At 67.0% G+C, this 22,348-nt stretch carries 26 protein-coding genes; 14 read left to right on the forward strand and 12 right to left on the reverse strand.

Translation table 11 applies throughout. The features are described 5' to 3' along the window. Positions 1–74: 74 nt before the first annotated feature. Positions 75–1,049: a carbon-nitrogen hydrolase family protein gene (locus AC3A6I_RS16435; RefSeq protein WP_487544834.1), complete on the forward strand. Its 975-nt coding sequence runs from the start codon at positions 75–77 to the stop codon at positions 1,047–1,049. A 178-nt stretch (positions 1,050–1,227) separates the two neighbouring features. Continuing rightward, entirely contained in the window at positions 1,228–1,833 is a 606-nt protein-coding gene (locus AC3A6I_RS16440) for a dihydrofolate reductase family protein (RefSeq protein WP_487544835.1), read from the forward strand. 44 nt (positions 1,834–1,877) lie between these two features. Here AC3A6I_RS16440 and AC3A6I_RS16445 read toward each other — a convergent pair whose 3' ends face one another. Both AC3A6I_RS16445 and AC3A6I_RS16450 read right to left on the reverse strand, forming a co-directional pair. Next, positions 1,878–2,516: a Vgb family protein gene (locus tag AC3A6I_RS16445; protein ID WP_487544836.1), complete on the reverse strand. Its 639-nt coding sequence runs from the start codon at positions 2,514–2,516 to the stop codon at positions 1,878–1,880. 33 nt (positions 2,517–2,549) lie between these two features. After that, a complete protein-coding gene (locus AC3A6I_RS16450) occupies positions 2,550–3,770 on the reverse strand; it encodes a helix-turn-helix domain-containing protein (RefSeq protein ID WP_487544838.1) in 1,221 nt (406 codons plus the stop codon). A gap of 101 nt (positions 3,771–3,871) precedes the next feature. Here AC3A6I_RS16450 and AC3A6I_RS16455 point away from each other — a divergent pair, with 101 nt between their 5' ends. Next, positions 3,872–4,123 (forward strand): DUF1127 domain-containing protein, encoded by a 252-nt coding sequence (locus tag AC3A6I_RS16455; protein WP_487544840.1) that lies wholly within the window; start codon positions 3,872–3,874, stop codon positions 4,121–4,123. A gap of 23 nt (positions 4,124–4,146) precedes the next feature. Continuing rightward, the gene (locus tag AC3A6I_RS16460; RefSeq protein ID WP_487544842.1) at positions 4,147–4,647 is read left to right on the forward strand and encodes an SRPBCC family protein; all 501 of its coding nucleotides are present in this window, start codon (positions 4,147–4,149) and stop codon (positions 4,645–4,647) included. Between the two features lie 32 nt (positions 4,648–4,679). On the opposite strand, the gene AC3A6I_RS16465 is transcribed toward AC3A6I_RS16460, so the two are convergent. The 4 genes from AC3A6I_RS16465 to AC3A6I_RS16480 all read right to left on the reverse strand — a co-directional run bounded on the left by AC3A6I_RS16465 (position 4,680) and on the right by AC3A6I_RS16480 (position 8,452). Then, the gene (locus tag AC3A6I_RS16465; RefSeq protein ID WP_487544843.1) at positions 4,680–5,576 is read right to left on the reverse strand and encodes a DMT family transporter; all 897 of its coding nucleotides are present in this window, start codon (positions 5,574–5,576) and stop codon (positions 4,680–4,682) included. A 62-nt stretch (positions 5,577–5,638) separates the two neighbouring features. After that, the gene (locus AC3A6I_RS16470; protein ID WP_487544844.1) at positions 5,639–6,238 is read right to left on the reverse strand and encodes a hypothetical protein; all 600 of its coding nucleotides are present in this window, start codon (positions 6,236–6,238) and stop codon (positions 5,639–5,641) included. Between the two features lie 97 nt (positions 6,239–6,335). Continuing rightward, complete coding sequence (locus AC3A6I_RS16475) at positions 6,336–7,370, reverse strand: L,D-transpeptidase family protein (RefSeq protein ID WP_487544845.1); 1,035 nt, start codon at positions 7,368–7,370, stop codon at positions 6,336–6,338. A 122-nt stretch (positions 7,371–7,492) separates the two neighbouring features. After that, on the reverse strand, positions 7,493–8,452 hold the full coding sequence (locus AC3A6I_RS16480) for an acetyl-CoA carboxylase carboxyltransferase subunit alpha (RefSeq protein ID WP_487544846.1): 960 nt from the start codon (positions 8,450–8,452) through the stop codon (positions 7,493–7,495). 231 nt (positions 8,453–8,683) lie between these two features. On the opposite strand from AC3A6I_RS16480, the gene AC3A6I_RS16485 reads away from it, so the two are divergent. Further along, positions 8,684–9,019, forward strand: coding sequence for a hypothetical protein (locus tag AC3A6I_RS16485; RefSeq protein WP_487544847.1), 336 nt, complete (start codon positions 8,684–8,686; stop codon positions 9,017–9,019). Positions 9,020–9,211: 192 nt separating this feature from the next. On the opposite strand, the gene AC3A6I_RS16490 is transcribed toward AC3A6I_RS16485, so the two are convergent. Both AC3A6I_RS16490 and AC3A6I_RS16495 read right to left on the reverse strand, forming a co-directional pair. Beyond that, complete coding sequence (locus AC3A6I_RS16490) at positions 9,212–10,123, reverse strand: site-specific tyrosine recombinase XerD (protein ID WP_487544849.1); 912 nt, start codon at positions 10,121–10,123, stop codon at positions 9,212–9,214. Next, complete coding sequence (locus AC3A6I_RS16495) at positions 10,120–10,446, reverse strand: hypothetical protein (RefSeq protein WP_487544851.1); 327 nt, start codon at positions 10,444–10,446, stop codon at positions 10,120–10,122. The genes AC3A6I_RS16490 and AC3A6I_RS16495 overlap by 4 nt, the downstream gene beginning before the upstream one ends. 139 nt (positions 10,447–10,585) lie before the next feature. Here AC3A6I_RS16495 and AC3A6I_RS16500 point away from each other — a divergent pair, with 139 nt between their 5' ends. Together AC3A6I_RS16500 and aroB are read left to right on the forward strand one after the other, a co-directional pair. Beyond that, entirely contained in the window at positions 10,586–11,179 is a 594-nt protein-coding gene (locus tag AC3A6I_RS16500) for a shikimate kinase (RefSeq protein ID WP_487544852.1), read from the forward strand. Then, entirely contained in the window at positions 11,172–12,287 is a 1,116-nt protein-coding gene (aroB, locus tag AC3A6I_RS16505) for a 3-dehydroquinate synthase (RefSeq protein ID WP_487544853.1), read from the forward strand. Before AC3A6I_RS16500 ends, aroB begins: the two co-directional genes overlap by 8 nt. Positions 12,288–12,530: 243 nt before the next feature. Here aroB and AC3A6I_RS16510 read toward each other — a convergent pair whose 3' ends face one another. Continuing rightward, positions 12,531–13,370, reverse strand: coding sequence for an OmpA family protein (locus AC3A6I_RS16510; protein ID WP_487545051.1), 840 nt, complete (start codon positions 13,368–13,370; stop codon positions 12,531–12,533). A gap of 327 nt (positions 13,371–13,697) precedes the next feature. After that, positions 13,698–13,958, reverse strand: a complete 261-nt coding sequence (locus tag AC3A6I_RS16515) for a BolA family protein (protein WP_487544854.1) — start codon at positions 13,956–13,958, stop codon at positions 13,698–13,700. A gap of 62 nt (positions 13,959–14,020) precedes the next feature. Here AC3A6I_RS16515 and AC3A6I_RS16520 point away from each other — a divergent pair, with 62 nt between their 5' ends. The 6 genes from AC3A6I_RS16520 to AC3A6I_RS16545 all read left to right on the forward strand — a co-directional run bounded on the left by AC3A6I_RS16520 (position 14,021) and on the right by AC3A6I_RS16545 (position 19,919). Beyond that, positions 14,021–14,671, forward strand: coding sequence for a J domain-containing protein (locus tag AC3A6I_RS16520; protein ID WP_487544855.1), 651 nt, complete (start codon positions 14,021–14,023; stop codon positions 14,669–14,671). A 205-nt stretch (positions 14,672–14,876) separates the two neighbouring features. After that, entirely contained in the window at positions 14,877–15,857 is a 981-nt protein-coding gene (gene cobS, locus AC3A6I_RS16525) for a cobaltochelatase subunit CobS (RefSeq protein WP_487544856.1), read from the forward strand. Positions 15,858–15,868: 11 nt separating this feature from the next. Beyond that, positions 15,869–16,630: a class I SAM-dependent methyltransferase gene (locus tag AC3A6I_RS16530; protein WP_487544858.1), complete on the forward strand. Its 762-nt coding sequence runs from the start codon at positions 15,869–15,871 to the stop codon at positions 16,628–16,630. After that, positions 16,630–18,525 carry a cobaltochelatase subunit CobT gene (gene cobT, locus AC3A6I_RS16535; protein ID WP_487544859.1) on the forward strand — a complete coding sequence of 632 codons (1,896 nt, stop codon included), beginning with the start codon at positions 16,630–16,632 and terminating at the stop codon, positions 18,523–18,525. Before AC3A6I_RS16530 ends, cobT begins: the two co-directional genes overlap by 1 nt. Next, entirely contained in the window at positions 18,525–19,547 is a 1,023-nt protein-coding gene (locus AC3A6I_RS16540; protein WP_487544860.1) for an esterase-like activity of phytase family protein, read from the forward strand. The genes cobT and AC3A6I_RS16540 overlap by 1 nt, the downstream gene beginning before the upstream one ends. 3 nt (positions 19,548–19,550) lie before the next feature. Further along, positions 19,551–19,919 carry a YybH family protein gene (locus AC3A6I_RS16545; protein WP_487544861.1) on the forward strand — a complete coding sequence of 123 codons (369 nt, stop codon included), beginning with the start codon at positions 19,551–19,553 and terminating at the stop codon, positions 19,917–19,919. A gap of 153 nt (positions 19,920–20,072) precedes the next feature. Here the strand turns inward: AC3A6I_RS16545 and AC3A6I_RS16550 are convergent, their stop codons facing one another. Continuing rightward, entirely contained in the window at positions 20,073–20,759 is a 687-nt protein-coding gene (locus AC3A6I_RS16550) for a queuosine precursor transporter (RefSeq protein ID WP_487544862.1), read from the reverse strand. A 255-nt stretch (positions 20,760–21,014) separates the two neighbouring features. Then, a complete protein-coding gene (rpmB, locus tag AC3A6I_RS16555) occupies positions 21,015–21,305 on the reverse strand; it encodes a 50S ribosomal protein L28 (RefSeq protein WP_487544863.1) in 291 nt (96 codons plus the stop codon). Between the two features lie 200 nt (positions 21,306–21,505). Between rpmB and AC3A6I_RS16560 the strand changes: the two genes are divergently transcribed. Next, positions 21,506–22,300 (forward strand): DUF3108 domain-containing protein, encoded by a 795-nt coding sequence (locus tag AC3A6I_RS16560; protein ID WP_487544865.1) that lies wholly within the window; start codon positions 21,506–21,508, stop codon positions 22,298–22,300. The last annotated feature ends 48 nt before the right edge of the window (positions 22,301–22,348 follow it).

The raw sequence follows: 22,348 nt of genomic DNA on the forward strand, positions 1-22,348 counted from the left end.
GGGTTGCCCGTTCTGGTCCGATCCGTTTCGGCGCGGGTGCTGGGGAACTCCGTCGGGACGCGAAAGGCCTCACCATGACGGAAAACGCGAACCTCAAGCGCCGCGTGCGCGCCCGCGCCCAAAAGACCGGCGAATCCTACACCACTGCCCTCATGCATCTGCGCGGCGGGTCGCCCCCCACCCCGCTCAAATCACTGCGACTGGCCGTGGGCCAGACGGATGCCTTCGGCGATCCTGGCGATGCGGCGCAGCTGCGGGCCGCCGGAGCCGGACTTCGGCAACTGATGCGGGAAGCCCGGGCGGGCGGTGCGCGGCTGATCCACTTCCCCGAAGGGGCCACCTGCTCGCCGGACAAGCGCATCATGTCCTCCACCGGCCCTAAGACCATCGGCATTGCCGACTGGAGCCGCTGCGACTGGAACACCCTGCGCGAGGAACTCGAGGCGATCCGCGCCCTGGCCAGGGATATCGGCATCTGGGTCGCCATGGGCTCGATCCACCAGTTGAGCCCGCCGCATCGGCCGCACAGCAGCCTCTACGTCATCTCCGATACCGGCGAGCTGGTGACGCGCTACGACGAACGGTTGCTGTCCAACACCAAGGTGTCGTTTATGTACACGCCGGGCCGCACCCCGGTGACGTTCGCAATCGACGGCATCCGCTTCGGCTGCACGCTCGGCATGGAGGCCCATTATCCGGAGAGCTTCATCGAGTACGAGCGGCAAGGCGTCGACTGCGTGCTGTTCTCGACCACTGGCGGCACCGCCTTTGCGGCCGAGATCCTGGGCCACGCCGCCAGCAACAGCTACTGGGCGAGCATCGCCGTGCACGCCGAGCAGAGCGCGGAGGCGCCCTCCGGCATAGCCGCGCCCAACGGCACCTGGGCCGCCCGCTGCCTTCCCGACGGCCGAGCCGGCTTTGCCATCGCCGAGATCACGCTCGATCCCAACGACCCCGCGCGCCCGTGGCGCCGGACCGCCCGCGGCGGCCTCTACGAGCCGCACCAGGTGGTGGACGACCCCCGCAGCCAGAGCCGCCACAGCTTCTAGCTATCCGGCACGACACTCCGGCGCGCCACACGCCGGAGTGTCGGCGAGATCGCGCCTGGGTTCGTGAAATCCTGCCAGCATTGTAACTCACCCCGACAGGGCCGCCGCGGCTAAGCCACAGTCGGGCGTCCGTCCACCGGCGGCCGCCCGACAGCTTCAACAGCCAGAGGACAGGACCGTGACAGACAACGGACGCAAATTCATCGCCGGCATGCAGATGACGCTGGACGGCTTCACCGAAGCCCGCGACGGCACCGAGGATTGGGCCGACAGCTGGTCCACCGCGCTCGGGCTGATCGGCGAGGTCGACCTCTTCGTCCTCGGCGGCGGCATGTTCCCCGACTATGCCGAGTTCTGGACATCCATCCGCGAGCAACCCGAGGCCATCCCGCCCGGGGAGACCCGCCCGCCCAACGCCGCGGAGATCGCCTATGCCGAAAAGGCCGCGGCGACGCGGCACGTGGTACTGTCGACGACGCTGGACGCCGTCGGCTGGCCCAGCGCCGAGATCGTCCGCGACCTCGACGCACTGCGCGCCATCAAAGCCGAACCCGGCGGAACGACCTATGTCGTCGGCGGCGCTGGCCTGATCGGCGCATTGATGAATGCCGGCATGCTCGATGAACTGGTGCTGCACCTGCATCCGCTGGTGCTGACGGGACGGAAGCCGCTATTCGGCGGCGTCATCGATCGCCAGAAGCTCGACCTGATCGACGCCAGGATCGCCGGCAAGGGCCGCGTCGTCTTGCGCTACCGGGTGCTCGGCGTGCCGACACCGGCCTGACGAGAATTGAACAGGCGGGCCGATCGCCCGCCTGTTCATTTTGCCTACGCCGCCTCGCGGGCCGGCCGGCGCACTGCACGCACTTTCCCGCTCTTGTCGTCGCCGGCGAAGAACCGGTCCTTGCCATCCGACTCGAGGCCCGAGACGCGCGCCCCTGCGGGCATGTCGAGCTGCTCGAGCACTTCGCCCGATTGCGGATCGACCCGCCGCAGCTCGCTCTGCCCATCCTCGAGCGTTGCGTGCCAGAGATCGCCCTCCGCCCAGGTGACGCCGGTGACGAAGCGGTTCGAGCTGATAGTGCGCAGCACCGAGCCGGTCTCGGGATCGATCTGCACGATCTTGCGGTCGCGATACTGCCCGACCCACAGCGAGCCTTCCGCCCAGGCGAGGCCGGAACCGCCGCCGGGCGCCGGGATGGTCTTGACCACCTTGCCGGTGCGCGGGTCGACCTTCTGGATCACGTCGTCCGCCAACTGGAACAGATACTCGCCGTCATAGGTCGTGCCGGCATGGGCCGCGACGTCGATGGTGCGCACCGGCTCGCCGCTCTCGGGATCGAAGGCATTGATCCGGTCGCCTGAGGCGAACCACACATTGGTGCCATCGAAAGTGACCCCGGCTACGTCATTGGCGCCGGGAAACGGGCCATATTCGCGCAGGATTTCTGCGTGGGCATGCTTCATCTGAACTCTCCTCGAAGGTGTCGATGCCCTGTCCTAGTCGCCCGGCAGCGGCCCCGGGAGTAACAAGCTCGTCGGGAAACCGGGCACGCTTGCCGCGATCCAGCGTTGCGCCCGCGCCCGGCCGAAGGATTGCACCTTGCCTGCCACGGCCAGCTGCTCCAGCGCCCGCTGCACGGTGCGCGGGCTGGTATCGAGCGCGATGGCCAGCGCCGAGCTCGCCCACGCCTCGCCATCGGCGAGCAGCGCCAGCACCGCGCCATGTGCATCGTCCACCGGCGGGGCCAGCACAGCTACGGCGCCGACGCGGCGCGGGGCAAGCACGAAGCCGTCTGCGGTGGCGGTGACTTCGGCCACCTCCTGCAGTTCCGCCCGCAGCCGGCCCATCTCGACCCGCAGGCGCGCCCGGTGCGATTCATCCGCCTCCTTGCCGCGGAAGGCCTTGGCGACCAGCTCGTCGCGCGAAACATCCCCCGGCCACGCCTCGCCCAGCGCCCGCGCCAGCGCGAACAGCACGGGGCGCGTCCCCAGCCCGACGATGGCGCCACCCTCGCGCACCACGTTGCGCGACGCATCGACGACCAGCGTCGGCGACGCGAACAGCGCCTCGACCTCGGCGAGCCGCACCGGTCGCTCGGCGCCGTTCTGGATTAGCCGTCCGGCGACCGTGGTGAGCGCCCGCCCGGCCGTCTCGACTTCGGCGGCGAGGCCGACGATGCGCGCTGCATAGGCGGCCCTGGACGCCCGGGTCAGCGCCTCGCGGGCGGCACCGACATGCAGCCGCTTGATGGCGATGCCGGCCGAGATCAGCGCGTGCGCCGCCTGCAGGGCGGCCGGCAGAGGAGCCGGATCGACGCCCGCCAGCACCGCTTCCGCCGCATCGAGCTTGCCGATCAGCAGCAGCCGGCGGGCTTCGAGATTGGCGGCATGCGCCGCGTTGATCCGATCGCCGCTGGCCGCCAGCACCTCGGCCGCGTCGGTCAGCGCACTGACCGGCCAGTTGAGCTCGCGCGACACCAGCGCGATCTCGGCTTCCGCCACGGTGCAGCGCGCCCGCGCCACGACGTCCTTCGGCCCGAAGGCCCGCGACGCAGATTTAAGCAGCCCCTTGGCCCGGACGAGGTCGCCCAGTTGCGCCATGGCGATGCCCCGCAGCGCCAGGGCCGGCGGGTCCTCGCGCAGCGCCACGCGCTTCAGCGCCCCGAGCGGATCGCCGGCCGCGAGGGCCAGGCCGGCGGCGGTGATCAGCGAGTCCATCCGTATCCCGTCACACTTGTCACTCTCACCAGGCCGCGGCCTGCACCTAGTCTAGCCATCAGACGACGAACACCAACCCCTTGAAACCAAGGAGCAGTGAAATGACCACCTACGACCTCAACGGGATGAGCGAGACCCGCACCACGACGCCGCGCCTGTTCGATCGCGTCAGGCACATCGTCGCCGCCCTGCAACTGGCCTATCAGCGCCGCCAGACGGTGCTGCGCCTCTCCCCGCTCGATGCCCAGCAACTGGCCGATATCGGCCTCGAGCCCACCGACGTCGAGGATGCCCGCAACGGCGACGGGCAGATGCTGTGGCTGAAGATCAGCCGCCGCGACCGCGCCAATTGATGCCTGAAGCAAAGGAAACCGGAATGTCCGAGAACAGCTACACCAGGACCCTGACGTTCGACCGCGCCACGCCCGGCCAGGTCTTTGCCGCCGTCGCCAACCCACGGGCCTGGTGGTCCGAGGACGTGCTGGGCAGTACCGACAGCCTCGGCGCCATCTTCTACTACCACTTCAAGGACATCCACCGCGGCACCTTCGTCATCACCGAGATGGAGCCGGGCCGCAGGATGGTCTGGCACGTGCTGCAGAACCACTTCAACTTCCTCAAGGACAGCACCGAGTGGACCGGCACGGACATCGTGTTCGAGATCACGCCGATCGAGGGCGGCGCGCAGCTACGCTTCACCCATGTCGGCTTGGTGCCCACCGAGGAGTGCTTCGAGGTCTGCAACGACTCCTGGAACTTCTACCTCGCGAGCCTGCATCAGCTGGTGACCACCGGCAGCGGCCAGCCCAATAAGGGCGAGGCCAACGCCAACCCGGTGGTCGTACCGGCGCCGCGACGGCAGCCTGCGACATCATAGCCGGCACCGAGACGAACGGGGTGGCTCGCTGACTACGGCGTCTCGCCGATCGTCCGCCGCGCCCGGTGCTCACTCCAGGCCAGCACCAGCCCGGCGGCGATCACCAGCGCGGCGCCGATATAGACCGTGCTCGCCGGCTCCTCGCCCCAGAACAGGAAACCGAAAACGAAGCTCCAGATCAGCGCGCCATACTCCACTGTGCCGACGACGCTTGCCGGAATGAGCCGGGCGGCCTCGACCAGCAGATATTGCGCGCAACCGCCCGCGACGCCGACCCCCACCACGATCACAATCTGCAGCGGATCCATCGCCGTCCAGGTCGGGATCGACGCGACGCCCATGACGATGGTGAAGAACAGGTTCATCGAAAAGATCAGCACGATCGAGCTGTCGGACCTCGATATGGTGCGCATCAGGATCATGGCCACGGCCCAGAGGAAGGCCGCCCCCAGCACCAGCAGCGTCGGCAGGCCGATCGACAGGCCGCTCGGATTGACCGCCACCACCACGCCGAAAAAGCCGACCGCCGCCGCCCCGACGCGCGCCAGTGTCAGCCGCTCCTTGAGGAAGATCACCGCCAGCACGATCGTGATGATCGGCGCCACGTAGTAGAGCGTCGTCATCTCTGCCAGCTGCAGTTCGCGGCCGGCGGAGTAGAACATGAGCCAGGCCGCGAGCGTCAGGATACCGCGCAGCACGTGCATGCCCTTGTTGGCCGACCGCCACGCCTCGGCGAGGATGCTGCGGCGCAGCGCGACGCAGGCGAGCATGATGAAGACGCTGCGCGTGAACAGGATCTGCGTCACCGGCAGCGCGTGGATGACCGCCTTCACCAGCGCATCGTGCACGGCGAACAAGGTGAACGCGGTGATGGCCAGCGCCATGCCGCGCAGCGAGGCCGAGCTGGAGACGACGCTAGGAGCGGACAACGGATGGTTCCGACGCTAAGAGGCCTAAGCTCTACCGCGTCACGATGACGTTTGGAACGCCCTCACGTGCACGTCACCCGGACTTCGGCAAAGCCGGCCGAGTCGGCCGAGAACACCGAGACGTTGCATTTGCTGTCCGGGATCGCGGCGAAGCTGGTTTCGACCACCTGGCCGGTCTGCTTGAAGCTGACCGTGTCGTCGGTGATGACCCCGGTCTCCAGCACGACCGTGGTCTGGCAGATCGGGAATTTCTCGTTCGGGATCACCATGAAGCGGGTGCCGAGCGGGATGCAGTCCGTGGTGGGCAGGTTGGGGTCGATCTCGGCGACAGCGGTCTCGGCCTCGGCAGGCCCGGCCGCCGGCATCGCCGCAAGGTCGGCCTGCTGCTCGGTCCAGGCCGACTCGAGCAGGTTCATCCGGTCCTGCAGCGCCAGCAGCGCTTCGGCCGAACCATCATCAGCCGGCGTCGGGGCGGCCGCGGGCTGTGCTGCCAGTGCATCGATGGAACTGCGGAGCTCCGCCACCGCGGTCGCTATCGCGCGCGTCTTGGTGTCGGCGTTGACCTGCACCATCACGGCGCCGGCAAGCGCCACGAGGCCAACCAGCGCTGCCAGGAACGGGATCACCCGGTCGATCAGCACCAGGCGGCGGTAACGGCGCATTCCGGCTACTCCAACATCCTGCCAGCCACACGGCTGCAGGTTGACACCATGACGGTGCCCAAATGGTGACCGGCGTGCCGAATGGCAAGCAGTGCGGTTACGCCCGGTCGCCAGGCGCGGGCAGCGGCGTCGGTGCCACCTTGCCCGGATCGACCGCGCCGGTGTCGGCACTGCCGCCACCGAACAGCCCGCCGATGAAGCTGCCGATCGCCTCGCCGCGCGCCTTGGCCGCAGCCTGCTGCTCGGCGAGCTTCTGCGCATCGGCAGCGGCCTTGCCCGCCTTGTCGGCGAGCGAGGCGACTTCCCTCGCCATGGCGGCATCGTCGGCCGCCATCTTGGCCTTGACGTTCTCGGGCACCGACTGCGCGATCGTCACCGGGCAGGCGCCCAGCGGATCGAGCATCGTGCCGGAGGGCACGCCGAAGGCATAATCCTTGTTGCACACGTCCCAGGTCGGCGGCGTCCGGGAGAGCTCGAACCGGTCATAGCCCTCCTTGATGTCCTTCCAGAAGCTCATGTTCGGGCTGTCGGCATGGCGCGCCAGGTTCTGCGCCGTCATGCGGAACGGGAAGATCTGCAGCTGGAACGACGAATTGCCGCCCTTGAAGGTCTCGCGCGCCAGCGCGTAGATCTCGGCGATCGACTCGTCGGTCATCGAGTAGCAGCCGCGCGACGAGCAATCGCCATGTACCATCAGGTCGGACCCGGTGCGGCCATAAGCGCGGTCGAACTTGTTCGGAAAGCCGGTGTTGAACGCCAGGTAGTAGCTGGAGTTCGGATTCATCAGCCCCGGGGTGATCGTATAGAAGCCCTCGGGCGACTGCCGGTCGCCTTCCTTGATCTTGGGGCCCAGCGAGCCCGACCAGGCGCAGATCTCGTAAGTCTTGAAATGCTTGTAGCCGCCGGCGGTCTGCTTCCAGACCTCGAGCTCCGAGCTTTCCTTGAAGATGCGGATCATCATGCCCGCACCGGGCGACGAGCCCATGCTGGCAAGCCGGCTCACCGCCTCCTGCTTGAGCGGTGCCATGGCCTTGGCATTGGCGGCCGGCTTGATGCCGCCGCAGCCGACAAGCAGCGCGGCCATGGCTACGCCGGCGCCGAGAAGAAGGATGGAACGGAGCGTTCTGCTCAAAGTCGCTACCCGAGATGATCTGTCATAACCCGCGCCCGAGTTACGCACGGACGGTTACCACAGCGTAAGCCGCGATGGTTACTCACCCGTTAGGACTTTCCTGCCCCGCGTCGGGCAGTCGATCAACTCAAATTGCTGCCAATGGCGAGGAATTTGTCGCGCCTGTGTTCCCTGATCTCCAGCCGGCCGCGATTGCCGGGGAAATCGGTGAGGAACTGCGTGATAGCGCGCGAGGCGGAATTCATCACCTCTGCGTGATGCCGGTGTGCGCCGCCGGCCGGCTCGGGAATGATTCCGTCGATCACGCCGAGCGACAGCAGGTCCGTCGCGGTGATCTTCATGTTGTTGGCCGCATCCTGCGCCTTGGCCGCATCGCGCCACAAGATCGAGGCGCCGGCTTCCGGCGAGATCACCGAGTAGATGGCGTTTTCGAGCATCAGCACGCGGTTGGCCGTGGCAATGGCGATGGCGCCGCCCGAACCGCCCTCGCCGATGATGATCGACAGGTTCGGCACGCCCAGGTCGAGGCAGCGCTCGGTCGAGCGCGCGATCGCCTCGGCCTGCCCACGTTCCTCGGCGCCGATGCCCGGATAGGCGCCGGCCGTATCGACGAAGGAGATGACCGGGATCTCGAAGCGATCGGCCATGTCCATGATGCGCACGGCCTTGCGATAGCCCTCGGGTCGCGCCATGCCGAAATTATGCTTGAGCCGGCTCTCGGTGTTGGAGCCCTTCTCCTGCCCCAGGATGGCGACCGGCTGGCCGTTGAAGCGGCCGAAGCCGGCCTGCAGCGCCGAATCCTCGGCGAACTTGCGATCGCCGGCGAGCGGCGTCCACTCGCTGATCAGCCCGGCGATATAGTCGGAGAAATGCGGGCGCTGCGGATGGCGCGCCACCTGCGTCTTCTGCCACGGCGTGAGCTTCTTGTAGATCTCGATCAGCGCCTCGTCGGCCCGGGCGCTCAGCCGGCCCACTTCCTCGTCGATGGACACGGCCTGGTCGGACGTGGCGAGGGATTTGAGCTCGGCGATCTTGCCTTCAAGATCGGCGACCGGCTTTTCGAAATCGAGATAGGACTGCATCCAACCCGCCAGTTAGGGCGCTCACGGCGAAGCGCGACCACGTAAATCTAGGATAGGGGCGCGTCACCTCGCGCCCCAAAGTGGCCGGAAAGTGGCGATGGCGGGGGGATGAGTCAAGCGCCGGGGAAAGCTGTGGTGAAGCATTGGCGCGTCGCGCCGCGTTAACCAATGCATGACGCTTGGGTGACAAGCATATCACGGTCGATTTCTACCCAGGCTCTACGTCCACCCATGTCCGCATACGCGCTGGTCAACGTTGCCTGCCCCCACTGCCGGGGCCAGTTCCTGGAAAATGCCAAGCTCGTTCGCCCCGGCGGCAAGGCCTGGTGCCCCGACTGCGAAGAACTCTTCGTGCTCGACATGGCGAACGACGCGATGCGGCATACCCTGGTGGAAGCCAAGCTGGCCCGCCGCCGCCGCAAGGCCCGCATCGCCGACCTGCGCGCGCGCTGGGCCGACCCGGCGCCGGCCCCGGAGCAAAAACCGATGCTGATGGGCGACGTGCTGCGCCAGCTGGACCAGCTGCTCGAACGCATGGACGACCTGGCGCAGCGGGACAAGGCCTGAACCACCCCCATCGAGCGGGAAGAACACCCCCACCCCTGTCCCCTCCCCGCAAGGGGGAGGGAGACCCCTCCACCGACCCCGGTGCACGTTGGACGACGACTTGCGAGCGCAGGTCACCTCCCCCCTTGCGGGGGAGGGACAGGGTGGGGGGTGTCCCAGGGCAATATGCCTGACGCTATTGGAGCCTGAGCCCTATTCCTCCGCCAGCGGATGATGGCTCTGCACCAGATCGCGCAGCCGCTCGTCCAGCACATGCGTGTAGATCTGCGTCGTCGAAATATCCGAGTGCCCGAGCAGCGTCTGCACCACCCGCAGGTCCGCCCCGCCCGCCAGCAAATGGCTGGCGAACGCATGCCGCAGCACGTGCGGCGAGACCCGCGCCGCGCCGATTCCGGCGCGCGCCGCCAGCCCCTTGAGCTCGCGCGCGAACACCTGGCGGCTCAGATGCCCCGTCTCGCCGCCGGCCGGAAACAGCCACACCCCCGGCTCGACCCGGCCGAGATACGCCTTCACCGCATCGCGCGCCCGGTCGGTGAGCGGCACGATGCGCTCCTTGTTGCCCTTGCCGCGGATGGTGAGGAAGCTGGCGTCGCGCATCACCGCCGCGCGCTTCAGTTCCACCAGCTCGGACACGCGCATGCCGGTGGCATAGAGCAGTTCGAGCAGCACATAGAGCCGCCCCGCCATGGCGCGCTCCGCGTCGGTCGCGTCAGGTCGTTCGACCTCGACTTCCGCCGCCGTGAACAGCCGGTCGATCTCGGCGAACGACAGTACCTTGGGCAGCCCGCGCCGCGCCTTGGGCGAACTCACGATCCGCGTCGGGTCGTCGCCCCGCACCTGGTCGGCGGCGAGAAACTTGTGGAACTGCCGGATGGCCGAAAGTTTTCGCGCACTTGAGGAGGTCGCGATCCCCTGCGCCTCGAGGAAGGCGAGATAGCCCGTTACTTCCTCGCGCCCGGCCGAGGTCGCCGATTTCTGGCGTCGGCCGAGATAGTCGCAATAGGCGTTGAGGTCGCGCCGGTAGGCCTCGATGGTGTTTTTGGCCGCGCCGCGCTCGGCCGCCATCATCTCGAGGAACGACTCGACCAGATGGCCGCCAATCATTCGACGCCCGGCGCCAGCGTCCGCACTTCGCCACCCTCGCCGGCCGGCTCGGGCGTGGGCGTCACTTCCATCGTCGCCGTTGGCTCGGCAGGAACCGGATCGGGCGTCGCGGCCGGCACGTCGGCGGGCGCAGCGCGCGTCGTATCGATCTCGCGCCGCACGATGGTCTGGTTCTGCGCGTCGGGCATCAGGTTGCGCGCCGGAATGCGGATGGTGACGTCCTTGTCGCGCGGCTCGACCATCATGACGAGCCCGAACATGGCGCCGTAGCCGATGCCGACCAGGACCAGCAGGATGACGATCAGGCGAATAAGGGTCGGCATGGCAATCCGTCTTTGACGCGGGCGCAGTGTCCCTTGTTTGGCAAGGGCGATCAAGGCTTGGGCGATCAAGCCTGCCGACCATAGCAGGCATTGACTTTATGTCGCCCTAACGGTCAAACCCGGCCGAACGGGAGATGCCATGTCACGCGACGGCACGACTTCTCATGCGGACCGCCGCGAAGAACTGCTGGGCCTCCTCGGCCGCCGCCCGATCGTGCTCATCGGCATGATGGGCGCCGGCAAGACCACCGTCGGCCGCCGTCTTGCCGCCAAGCTCGGCCGCCGTTTCGTCGATAGCGACGAGGAGGTGGAAAAGGCCGCCGGCATGACCATCGAGGAGATCTTCACCGCCCATGGGGAGGCCGATTTCCGCGCCGGCGAGGTCAAGGTCATCGCCCGCCTGCTCAAGGACGAGAGCATCGTGCTCGGCACCGGCGGCGGCGCCTTCATCAACGCCGAGACCCGCGCGCTGGTGAAAGAGACCGCGCTCTCGGTGTGGATCAAGGCCGATTTCGACCTCCTGTTCCAGCGCGTATCGCGGCGCTCCAACCGGCCGCTGCTGAAGACCGCCAACCCGCGCGAGACGCTCCAGAAGCTGATCGAGGCGCGCTACCCGATCTATGCCGAAGCCGACATCACCGTGGTCTCGCGCGATGTGCCGCAGGACCAGGTGGCGAGCGAGCTGATCGAAGCCCTCGCCGACCATCTGCGCGAGGAGCGCGACCATGGCTGAGCCGACCACCGTCCACGTGCCCCTGCCGGGCCGCGCCTACGATATCGTCATCGGCGAAGGCCTGCTCGACGGCGCCGGCGCGCACTTTGCGGCGATGTTCCCCGGCCGCCGTTTCGGCATCGTCACCGACACCGAGGTGGCCAAGGCCCAGCTGCCGCGCCTCGTCGCCTCGCTCGACAAGGCCGGCATCGGCCACACCGAGATCGTCCTGCCGAACGGGGAAAGCACGAAATCCTTCGCCCGGCTGGGCGAGGTGGTCGATGCCTTGCTCGCCGCCCGGCTCGAGCGCGGCGACCTCGTCATCGCGCTCGGCGGCGGTGTCATCGGCGATCTTGCCGGCTTTGCCGCGTCCATCGCCCGCCGCGGCATGGACTTCGTCCAGGTCCCGACCTCGCTGCTGGCCCAGGTCGATAGCTCTGTCGGCGGCAAGACCGGCATCAACTCGCCGCACGGCAAGAACCTGATCGGAGCCTTCCACCAGCCCAAACTGGTGCTGGCCGATCTCGACACCCTCACCACCCTGCCCGAGCGCGAGTTCGCCGCCGGTTACGCCGAGGTGGTGAAATACGGCCTGATCAACGACGCCGAGTTCTACTTCTGGCTCGAGGAACACCGCCGCGCCCTGTTCGCCGGCGACATGGCGCTGCGCGCCGAAATGGTCGCCCGCTGCTGCGCCAGCAAGACCCGGTTCGTGCTCGCCGACGAGAAGGAAACGGGCGTGCGCGCCCTGCTCAATCTCGGCCACACCTTTGGGCACGCGCTCGAAAAGGCCACCGGCTATTCCGACCGCCTGCTGCACGGCGAAGGCGTCGCCATCGGCATGGTGCTGGCCCACGGTTTCTCGGCCAAGCTCGGCCTCGCCCCGAGCCAGGACACCGGCCGCATCCAGCAGCATCTGCAATCGGCCGGCCTCCCCACCCGCCTCGCCGACATTCCCGGCGAGCTGCCCGACACGGACTACCTGATGGCTGCCATCGCGCAGGACAAGAAGGTGGTGCGCGGCGCCCTCACCTTCATCCTCACCCACGGCATCGGCCAGGCCTTCATCGAAAAGAACGTCGATCCGGAGGTAGTGCGGGCGTACCTCGAAGAGATGCGCGGGGCTTAGGCTCGATTTCTCCGCTATCCTCCCCCGTTCACGGGGGAGGGGCTTCGACCCGTGCCGTAGGCAAAATCGCTCCAGTGGAGCGATTTTAGGTGAGAAGGCCTTGAGAGCTGTGCTCGAAAGGCCCGCCGAAGGCGGTGGAGGGGGCGGCCACAAGCACCGAGTCCAGTCTCGCCCCCTCCACCAGCTTCGCTGGTCCCCCTCCCCCGCTACGCAGGGGAGGATCAAGAGAGCATCCCGTACGCCTCACGGCCCGACCGAAATCACCACCCTCCGATTCTCCGACGACGTATCCCCGAACTGCTCGGTCGCCCCGCCGCCGGTCGCCGACACGGTCTCGAACTGCAGCCCGGCCTGCCGGAGGTAGAGCAGCACGTTCTGCGCCCGCTCGATGGCGAACAGCGCATTGGTGGCGTGGTTGCCCTGCTTGCTCGAATAGCCGGTGACCAGCACGCGGCACTTCTGCGGGCCGATATCGGCGACGATCTGGTCGAGCCGCTCCATCAGCCGCGGCGTCAGGTCGTTGGAGCTCTCGTTGAAGCCGATGACATTGTAGAGCTCGCTATGGTCGCATGCGCCGTCGGCTGGAGCCGGCTCTGCCGCAAGGCTCGCCGTCTCCACCCGCGCACCTGTGCTAGGCAGCTTGAGCGCCGTGACGGCTGCTGGCGGCTTGGTCGCAGCCGTACCCGCCGCCGCAGCGACTGCGACCTCACCGCCCGGTGTCGGCCAACCCCCGTTAGGAGCACGCGACACGCCCTCGACATTGCCATCGCGCAGCACCAGGAACTCGCCCAGGAGCTCGTTCCGGGTGTCGGCGCTGGTACCCTGCGTCGAGAGCCCCGAGACCGTCACCGCCCGACCGTTCACGGCCACCGCGGCGAGGAACAGGTTGCGGTCGCGGTTCGAGCCGTCACCGCCATAGGCTTCATTAACCAGCCGCACCCGCACCTCGCCGCCCGGCTTGAACACGTCGTCGGGCACGTCGAAACTGAAACTCTGCACATAGTCGGCCTTGTCGGCCGCATCGGCGAACCGTCCGGCGGTCGCCGTGTCGATCGCGGCCTCGACCGCCGCTTCGCCCAGCAGCTTGCCGTCGAGCTCACCTCGAAGCGCGGCGGCCCGTCATAAGCCTCGCCGCCCACGATCAACTGCACGATATTATCCGCGGCCACGGCACCGGCCGGGATCGCGCAAAGCGCCAGCGCGGCCACCACGGCCGCTGCCTTGCCTCCTCGAGACATGGACGCCCTCCCTGTCTGTCTGCCCGTCAAGTGCTAGGCAGAAGCTGGGGCGATAGTTCGGAGAGAGTGGGGCGGGCGGCCACGGCCTTGCCCGGCTTTGGCCGCAAAGCCCGGGTTGCACGACGGGGACCGACGCCCCATATCAGCGCCATCCCGAAAGGATTGCAGAGACTTAGCGGCTCACCACTTCGATGGCGAGCGCATGCACGCCGCCCTTCAGTTCGGCGTCGAGCGTGTCCATGATGGCACGGTGCTGGCCCACGCGGGTCATACCGGCAAAGTGAGGGGAAGCGATACGAACGCGGAAATGGGTCTCTCCACCCTCGCGATAACCGCCGTGCCCTCTATGTTTTTCGCTTTCGTCGAGCACTTCAAGATGGCTTGGCGTGAATTTGAGCGAAAGTTTCGCTGCAATCTGATCGCGAACGGACATATGGATACCGGTTCAGTTTGAGACGTTCCGAGAGCGCCTGACGAGGCTCGTAACTAGGATTGATGAAGCTCGATTCCAAGTATTTTGACGGTATCCGGATCAAGAACCGTCACCCCGAACCCGAACCGAAGGCCGATACCCCGGTCTGCGGCTGGGAGGGGTGCGACCTGCCCGGCGACTACAAGGCGCCCAAGGGCAATCGGGCTGCCGGCCAGTATCATCATTTCTGCCTCGAGCATGTCCGCCACTACAATCAGGTGTTCAACTTCTTCGAGGGCATGAAGCCCGAGGAGATGGAAACCACCCTCAACGCCGAGCGCGAGACCGATGGCCGCCCCAGCTGGGGCTTTGGCGCCAAGCCTGGTTCCGGCCCCGGCCCGCGCATGCCGCGCGGCAATCCGCGCACCGGTCCCGGCACTGGCGGCCGCCGCATGAACGATCCGTTCGGCGTCTTCGCCCGCTATGCCCGCCACCAGAACAAGCAGCCGGCACAGGAGCGGGTAAAGCCGCTGCACGAGCCCGACCGCCGCGCCTTCGAGACGCTGGGCTTTACCGGCTACGTCAAGGCCGAGGAAATCCGCGTCGCCTACAAGAAGCTGGTCAAGCTCCACCACCCCGACGCCAATGGCGGCGACAAGAGCTCCGAAGACCGCCTGCGCGCCGTCATCGCCGCCTACGCCCACCTGAAATCCAAGGGCTTCGTCGGGCGCTGAGAACGTAGTTCTCGCCGATGATATTTCGTGATGCCGGTATCAGTCGGCGCGATAGCGCGTGCAAAGCCCGGCAGGGCCGCGCGTTGGCCAATAACGCCGGGCGTTACTGAGCCATCTTGCGCCCTACCCCGTTTGTCATGTTGCTGCTATAGAGCGCCGAACCCCAAGGCAGCCGTCTTGACCTATTTCCCGTAAAGAGCCTCAGATGCCTGAATTCACCAATCTGCCGAACAAGCAATATTCCGTCCGCGAGGCCTTTGGCATCGATAGCGACATGGTGGTGATGGGCTATGCGGAAACCGATCCGCATGTGCCGCCGGTCGACCCTGACTATCTTTTCGACCGCAACACCACGCTGGCCATTCTCGCCGGCTTTGCCTTCAACCGTCGCGTGATGGTGCAGGGCTACCACGGCACCGGCAAGTCCACCCACATCGAGCAGGTCGCGGCGCGCCTCAACTGGCCGCTCGTCCGCGTCAACCTCGATGCGCACGTCTCGCGTATCGATCTCGTCGGCAAGGACGCGATCGTGCTCAAGGACGGCAAGCAGATCACCGAGTTCCGTGACGGCATCCTGCCCTGGGCTGTGCAGAACAACATCGCGCTCGTCTTCGACGAATACGATGCCGGCCGCCCCGACGTGATGTTCGTGATCCAGCGCGTGCTCGAGACCCAGGGTCGCCTGACCCTGCTCGACCAGAACCGTGTCATCACCCCGCACCCGGCCTTCCGCCTGTTCGCGACGACCAATACCATCGGTCTGGGCGATACCTCGGGCCTCTATCACGGCACCCAGCAGATCAACCAGGGCCAGATGGACCGCTGGTCGATCGTCACCACGCTGAACTACCTGCCGCACGACAAGGAAGTCGGCATCATCCTCGCCAAGAATAAAACCCTGGCGGGCACCGACAAGGGGCGCAAGACCGCCTCCAACATGGTCCGCCTCGCCGATCTGACCCGGCAGGCCTTCATCAATGGCGACCTGTCGACCGTGATGAGCCCGCGTACGGTGATCACCTGGGCCGAGAACACCGAGATCTTCGGCGATCAGGGCTTTGCCTTCCGGCTGACCTTCCTCAACAAGTGCGACGAGCTCGAGCGTCCCGTGGTGGCCGAGTTCTACCAGCGCGTGTTCGGCGAAGACCTGCCCGAGAGCGCCGCGAACCTGGCGGTGGTTGCCTGACGGAGGCCGGATTGGCCCAGAACATCTACGACGACGACCGGTTTCTCGCCGGCTACAGCGAGTTTCCCCGTTCGCGTGACGGGCTGGATGCGACCAGTGAATGGCCCGCATTCCGTGCCCTGTTGCCCGCGATCGCGGGGAAGCGCGTCGTCGATCTGGGCTGCGGCTTCGGCCAGCTGAGCCGCTGGCTCGCCGCCGAAGGCGCCGCTTCCGTTCTGGGCGTCGATCTCAGCGAGAAGATGCTCGCCCGCGCCGCCACTGAGACGAAGTCGCCGGCCGTCACCTACGCTCGCGCCAATCTCGACGAGCTGACCCTCGCGCCAGCCAGTGCCGAGCTCGTCGTCAGCTCGATGGCGCTGCACTATGTGGAAGATTTCGCCCGCATCGGCCGCGTCATCCACGACGCTCTGGTACCCGGCGGGCGCCTCGTCTTTTCGGTCGAGCACCCGATCTATGCCGCCCGCGCCGAACCCGAATGGGTCACGGCCGCCGATGGCCGGCAGGCCTTCGCCATCGCCGACTACGGCGTCGAGGGCAGGCGCGTCACCAACTGGATCGTCGATGGGGTGATCAAGTATCACCGCACCCTCGGCACCATGCTCAACATCCTCTGCGACCTCGGCTTTGCCTATGTCGCGGTCAACGAGTGGACCCCGTCCGAAGCCCAGTTCGCCGCCCACCCCGAGTGGCGCGATACCGAGCTCACCCGGCCGATGTTCCTGCTCGTTTCTCTCATCAAACCTGCCGCAAATAACGCCGATCGAGTTCTCTGATGGCCCTGCCGCCGCGCAATAGTAGCAAGCCGAACAAGCCCGACACCACCCAGCCGTTCAAGACGGCCTTGGGCGCGGCGGTGCGCGCTATCGGCAACAAGCGCGAGCTCGAGGTGAGCTTTTCGGCCGACCGGCCCATCCTCACCTCCGACAAGGCCCGGCTCGCCAACCTGCCGCGCCTGCCCACCCTGCGCGACATCGCCATTGCCCGCGGCCAGGGCGACGCCATGGCCATGCGGCTTGCCAGCCACGATCCGGAGACGCACCGCAAACGCGCGCCCGCCGAGCCGGAGGCCCGCGCCGCCTATGATGCGCTCGAGCAGGCCCGCGTCGAGGCGCTGGGCGCCGTGCGCATGCCCGGCATGGGCGGCAATATCCACGAGATGCTGGAAGACCGGCTCTACCGGCAGAACTTCGCCGAAATCTCCGACAAGGCCGACGCTCCGCTGGCCGAGGCGCTGGGTCTGATCCTGCGCGAGCGCGTCGCCGGCATCCCGGTGCCGCCCTCGGGCCACGCGCTGGTCGACTTGTGGCGCAAGGAGATCGAGCAGAAGGCCGGCACTTCGCTGACCACGCTGCTCAACCGCTTCGAGGACCAGGAACTGTTCAGCCGCGCCACCCGCCAACTGCTGCGCGACCTCAGCCTCGTGCCCGACAGCGACCTCGATGACGGCGAGAGCGACGACAGCGAGGACGGCGACGACGACCAGAACGAGCGCGGCCAGGACGACGAGAAGACGCCCGAGCAGGGCGAAGGCGAGAGCGAGGACGCCGAGGCCGACGAGGACCAGACCCCCGGCCAGTCCGAGGAGGAAGGCGAGGTCGATGGCGCCGAGATGGACTTCACCGATGCCGATGACGACGAGTCGTCGGAATCCGGCGAGGACCAGCCCAATCCGCCCCCGCCCGGCGCCAACGCCAGGGAATTCCAGAACGTCTTCACCTACAAGGTGTTCACCCAGAAGTTCGACGAGATCGTCCGGGCCCAGGACCTGTGCCCGCCCGAGGAGCTCGACCAGTTGCGCGCCCTGCTCGACAAGCAGCTCGAACATCTCGCCGGTGCCGTGGCCCGGCTGGCCAACAAGCTGCAGCGCCGCCTGATGGCGCAACAGAACCGCAGCTGGGATTTCGACCTCGAGGAAGGCCTGCTCGATACGGCGCGCCTCACCCGCGTGGTCACCGATCCGCTGCAGGCGCTGAGCTTCAAGGTCGAGCGCGACACCGATTTCCGCGATACCGTGGTGACGCTGCTGCTCGACAATTCCGGCTCGATGCGCGGTCGCCCCATCACCATCGCGGCGATCTGCGGCGACATCCTCGCCCGCACCCTCGAGCGCTGCGGCGTGAAGGTCGAGATTCTCGGCTTCACCACCCGCGCCTGGAAGGGCGGCAAGTCGCGCGAAGCCTGGCTCGAGGCGGGACGTCCACCCAATCCCGGCCGCGTCAACGACATCCGCCACATCATCTACAAGGCCGCCGACGAGCCTTGGCGCCACGCCCGGCGAAATCTCGGCCTGATGATGCGCGAAGGCCTGCTCAAGGAGAATATCGACGGCGAGGCCCTGCAATGGGCTCACAAGCGCCTGCTTGGCCGGACCGAAAATCGCCGCATCCTGATGGTGATTTCCGACGGTGCGCCGGTCGATGATTCGACCCAGAGCGTGAATGCCGGCAACTATCTCGAGGCCCACTTGCGCCAGGTCATCGAAGAGATCGAGACCCGCTCCTCTGTGCAGCTGGTTGCTGTCGGCATCGGCCACGACGTGACGCGCTACTACCGCCGCGCCGTCACCCTGCTCGACGCCGAAGAACTGGCCGGCGCGCTCACCGACGAGCTCGCCGCCCTGTTCGACGAGGAGGCAGCCGGCAGCGCCCGCCGGAGCCGTTACGGATGATGGCGCGGCGCGCCCAGCGCCTCGCCGCCGCCGTCATCTTCGTCCTCAGCGCCGGAGCAGCCCTGCTCGGTGGCGCAATCATCGGTGCAAGCGCCGAGGAACAGACGATCACCGCCGTACCGATCTCGACCTTCGGCGGCGCCGGTATCGGCGAGCGCGTACAGGGTCTCGTCTGGCGCGGCGGCATCGAGATGCAGAGCCAGTCCGACACCTTTGGCGGGCTCTCCGGCCTCGGCTTCACCGGTCCCGACAACAAGCTGGTCATGGTCTCGGACCGCGGCAACTTCGTCTCCGGCCGCCTGCTCTACGACGAGGCGTTGCGCCCTGTCGGCCTGATCGGCGTCGAGATCGAGCCGATCCAGAATTCCAAGGGCACCGAGCTGCCGCGCGCCTATACCCGCGACGCCGAGGCGCTGGCGGTCATCATCCGCGACGGCCAGCCGGCCGCTGTCCGCGTCGGCTTCGAGAACCTGACACGAGTTGCCGATTTCGCCCTCGCCGACGGCAAGCCCTCCGGCGCGGCCCGCGAGGTCAACATCCCCGACTGGCTGACCGACACCCGCACCAACGAGACGCTCGAGGCCGTCTGCATCGCCCCCGCCGCCTCGCCTATCGCCGGCTCGACCCTGCTGCTCACCGAGGGCATCATCGACGATGACGGCCAGCACTCGGCCTACCTGCTCGGTGTCAACGATCGCGGCCCATTGGGCTACATGTCCGGGGCCGGCACCAACCCGACCGATTGCGCCTTCCTGCCCAATGGCGACCTCCTGGTGCTCGAGCGCGGCATTTCGCTGTTCGCCTTCAAGATGCGCCTTGTCCGCGTCCCCGCCGCCGATGTCAGGCCGGGCGCCCATATGCGCGGCGAAGTGCTGCTCGAAACCTCGGGCGGCGACATCGACAACATGGAAGCCCTCGCGGTCCACACCGCGCCCGACGGCTCGACCCGCATCACCATCGTTTCCGACAACAACTTCAACGACTGGGAACGCAACCTGCTGCTGGAGTTCAGCCTGGAGTAACCAATGACCGCTCGCGACGTGCTTGCCGCCTACGCCGACCGGATCAACCTCCAGGATTTCGACCAGCTCACCGGCCTGATCGCGCCCGACGCGACCTTCTGGTTCACCAGCGGCACCCATACCGGCATCGCCGCCATCCGCGCCGCCTTCGAGGCGACCTGGCAGATGATGGGCAAGGACGAGCACTACTGGCTCGACCAGCATGACTGGGTCGCCGAGGGCGACAGCGCCGCCGCCTGTACCTATCGCTTCAACTGGACCGCCACGCAGAATGGCGAGGCCATGTCCGGCTCAGGCCGCGGCACCACCGTGCTGAGGCGCGTGGACGATCGCTGGTGGATCGTCCACGAGCACCTGAGCAGGCAGCTCTAGAGCGTTTCACATTCGAGGCGCCCCACAAACTCCGGCGTCATCCCCGCGAAGGCGGGGATCCAGTGACCGCACGCTCGGTGCCCCGACTGGGTCCCGCCTTCGCGGGAATGACATCGCAAATGGGGCGCTGCCTCAGTCTGATCGTGAAGCGCTCTATGCGCGCGCCCCGATCGGCGGCAGCGGCATCAGCTTGCCCATCAGCGCGCGGTATGGCGCGAGCAGCAGCAGCGCGGCGAGGAACTTCACCAGGAAATCGCCGGTCGCCAGCGAGAACCACAGCGGCACTTCCGGCCCGAGGCTGAGGAACGGCGCCGGGAACCCGAGCGAACCATCCTGCGCGCCATAGATGCCGTCGACGAAGCCGAAGGCCGGCGCAAAGGCGATGGTGAAAAAGATCGCAGTATCGAGCAACGACCCGAGCAGCGAGCCGGCGAGCGGCGGCAGGAACCAGTTGCGGCTGGCCCGCAACCGCGAAAACACCGAGATGTCGAGCAGCTGGCCGACGAGGAAGGCCGTCACCGACGCGGTGGCGATACGCGCCGTGGTCGCCGCGGCGCCGCCGGAGTTCCACGGCAGCGGGTTGAAGCTCAGGTAGAACGACAGCAGCACGGCCACGGCAAAGCCGACCACCACCACCAGCCGCGCCCGGTTGGCGCCGTCATAGCGATTGGTGAGGTCGGTGATGAGGAAGGCGAAGGGATAGGTGAAGGCGCCCCAGGTGAGCAGGTCCCTGAGGTTGATCGGGCCGAGTTGCGCCTCGACCGGATAGAGCACGAGAATATTGGACGCGGTAACGACCACGACCATCGCGGCAATGGCCGCGACGAAGCGAGCGAGCATATCTGCACCTCTATGAGCCGCTGGCCGGCATCAGACCGGGGCGGGTGTTGTTCGATGGCTCAACCACCTTGGCGATCGAGCACGAGAGCCGTTCTAGTCGCGATGTCATTCCCGCGAAAGCGGGAATCTCTGTTCGCGACCTAAGCGGAGATCCCCGCTTTCACGGGGATGACCCGGTGGGTGGAGGAAGATTCTGCCCCCAAAACAAAACCGCGCGCCCGAGGGGCGCGCGGCTGAAACTCTATGCCGGCTGGCTTACGCGGTCGCGGCGAGCGCGGCGCGGATTTCCTTGCGCAGCGCGGCAGCGCGCACGCTCAGCTCATCCTCGGAGGCCTTCAGCAGGAAGGCGTCGAGGCCGCCACGGTGCTCGACCGAACGCAGCGCGTTCGCCGAGATGCGCAGCTTGACGCCGCGCCCCAGCGCGTCGGACAGCAGCGTCACGTTGATGAGGTTGGGGAGGAAGCGGCGACGGGTACGGTTGAGCGCATGGCTCACATTGTTGCCCACCATCACGCCCTTGCCGGTCAGTTCACAGCGACGAGCCATGTCATCAAATCCTGTCAATGTTTCCCTGGGCGTGGGACAATCCCAACGCAACGGGCTTTAGTCTGTTCTTGATTGCGCGCTTCCCATAGAGAAGGACGCCTCTCCCGTCAAGCTTGTGAACGTCTCCTGCCTTGCCAGCCCGGCACCCGGACGGCAATTTGGACACCTCGCTGATTCGTGCCGCAAGGCCGGAGGTCCCGTTGCTGCGTGCCGGTTTCCGTCGTCTCCTGAGCCTTGCCGCGCTGGGTCTTGCCCTGTGCGCGCCCGCGGCTGTGGCCGAGGAAGCCCGCAGCCGCGCCGAATATACCGTTACCATGGGCGGCACCCAGATCGCCGTGGTGTCGATCCTGTTTGCCGATACCGGCAGCAAGTACACCCTGCAGCTCGATGCCCGCATTGCCGGCCTCGCCCAGTTCGTCGCCAGCGGCTCGGCCCGCGCTACCTCGTCGGGCGTCTCGAGCCCGTCCGGCCTCACGGCGCAGAAATTCGACCTCCTGACCCGCGCCCAGGGCGACGAGTTCACCTCGGCCGTCACCTATGCCAATGGCACCGTCGATACGTTCAAGGTTGCCCCGCCGATCGTCAACACGATCGACCGCATCCCGATCGAGCGCAAAGACCTGACCCGCGCCACCGACATGATGGCGCCCTTCGTGCTGCGCGGCGCCGGCCTCGACAAGAGCCTGTGCTCGCGCCAGATGCCGATCTTCACCGGCGTCGAGCGCTTCAACCTGTCGCTCAAATACATCAAGGACGATACGGCGACGAGTAAGCGCACCGGCTACCAAGGCCCGCTGGTTTTGTGCTCCATGCACTACACCCCGATTTCGGGCCACTACACCAGCTCCGACATCACCACCTATCTCGAAAAGAACGAGCGCATGCTGGTGTGGTTCGCCCCCTTGAAGCAGCCGGGCTATTTCATCCCCTACCGCGCCCTCGTCACCACCGAGGCGGGCGATCTTTCCGTCGTCCTGACCGAGCTCAGCGAGTGATTTCGTCGATGAACGCCGGCTAAACCCGGGCCTCACCGGCCGTTCAAG

The organism is Devosia sp. Soil_C_22, from assembly GCF_057657195.1.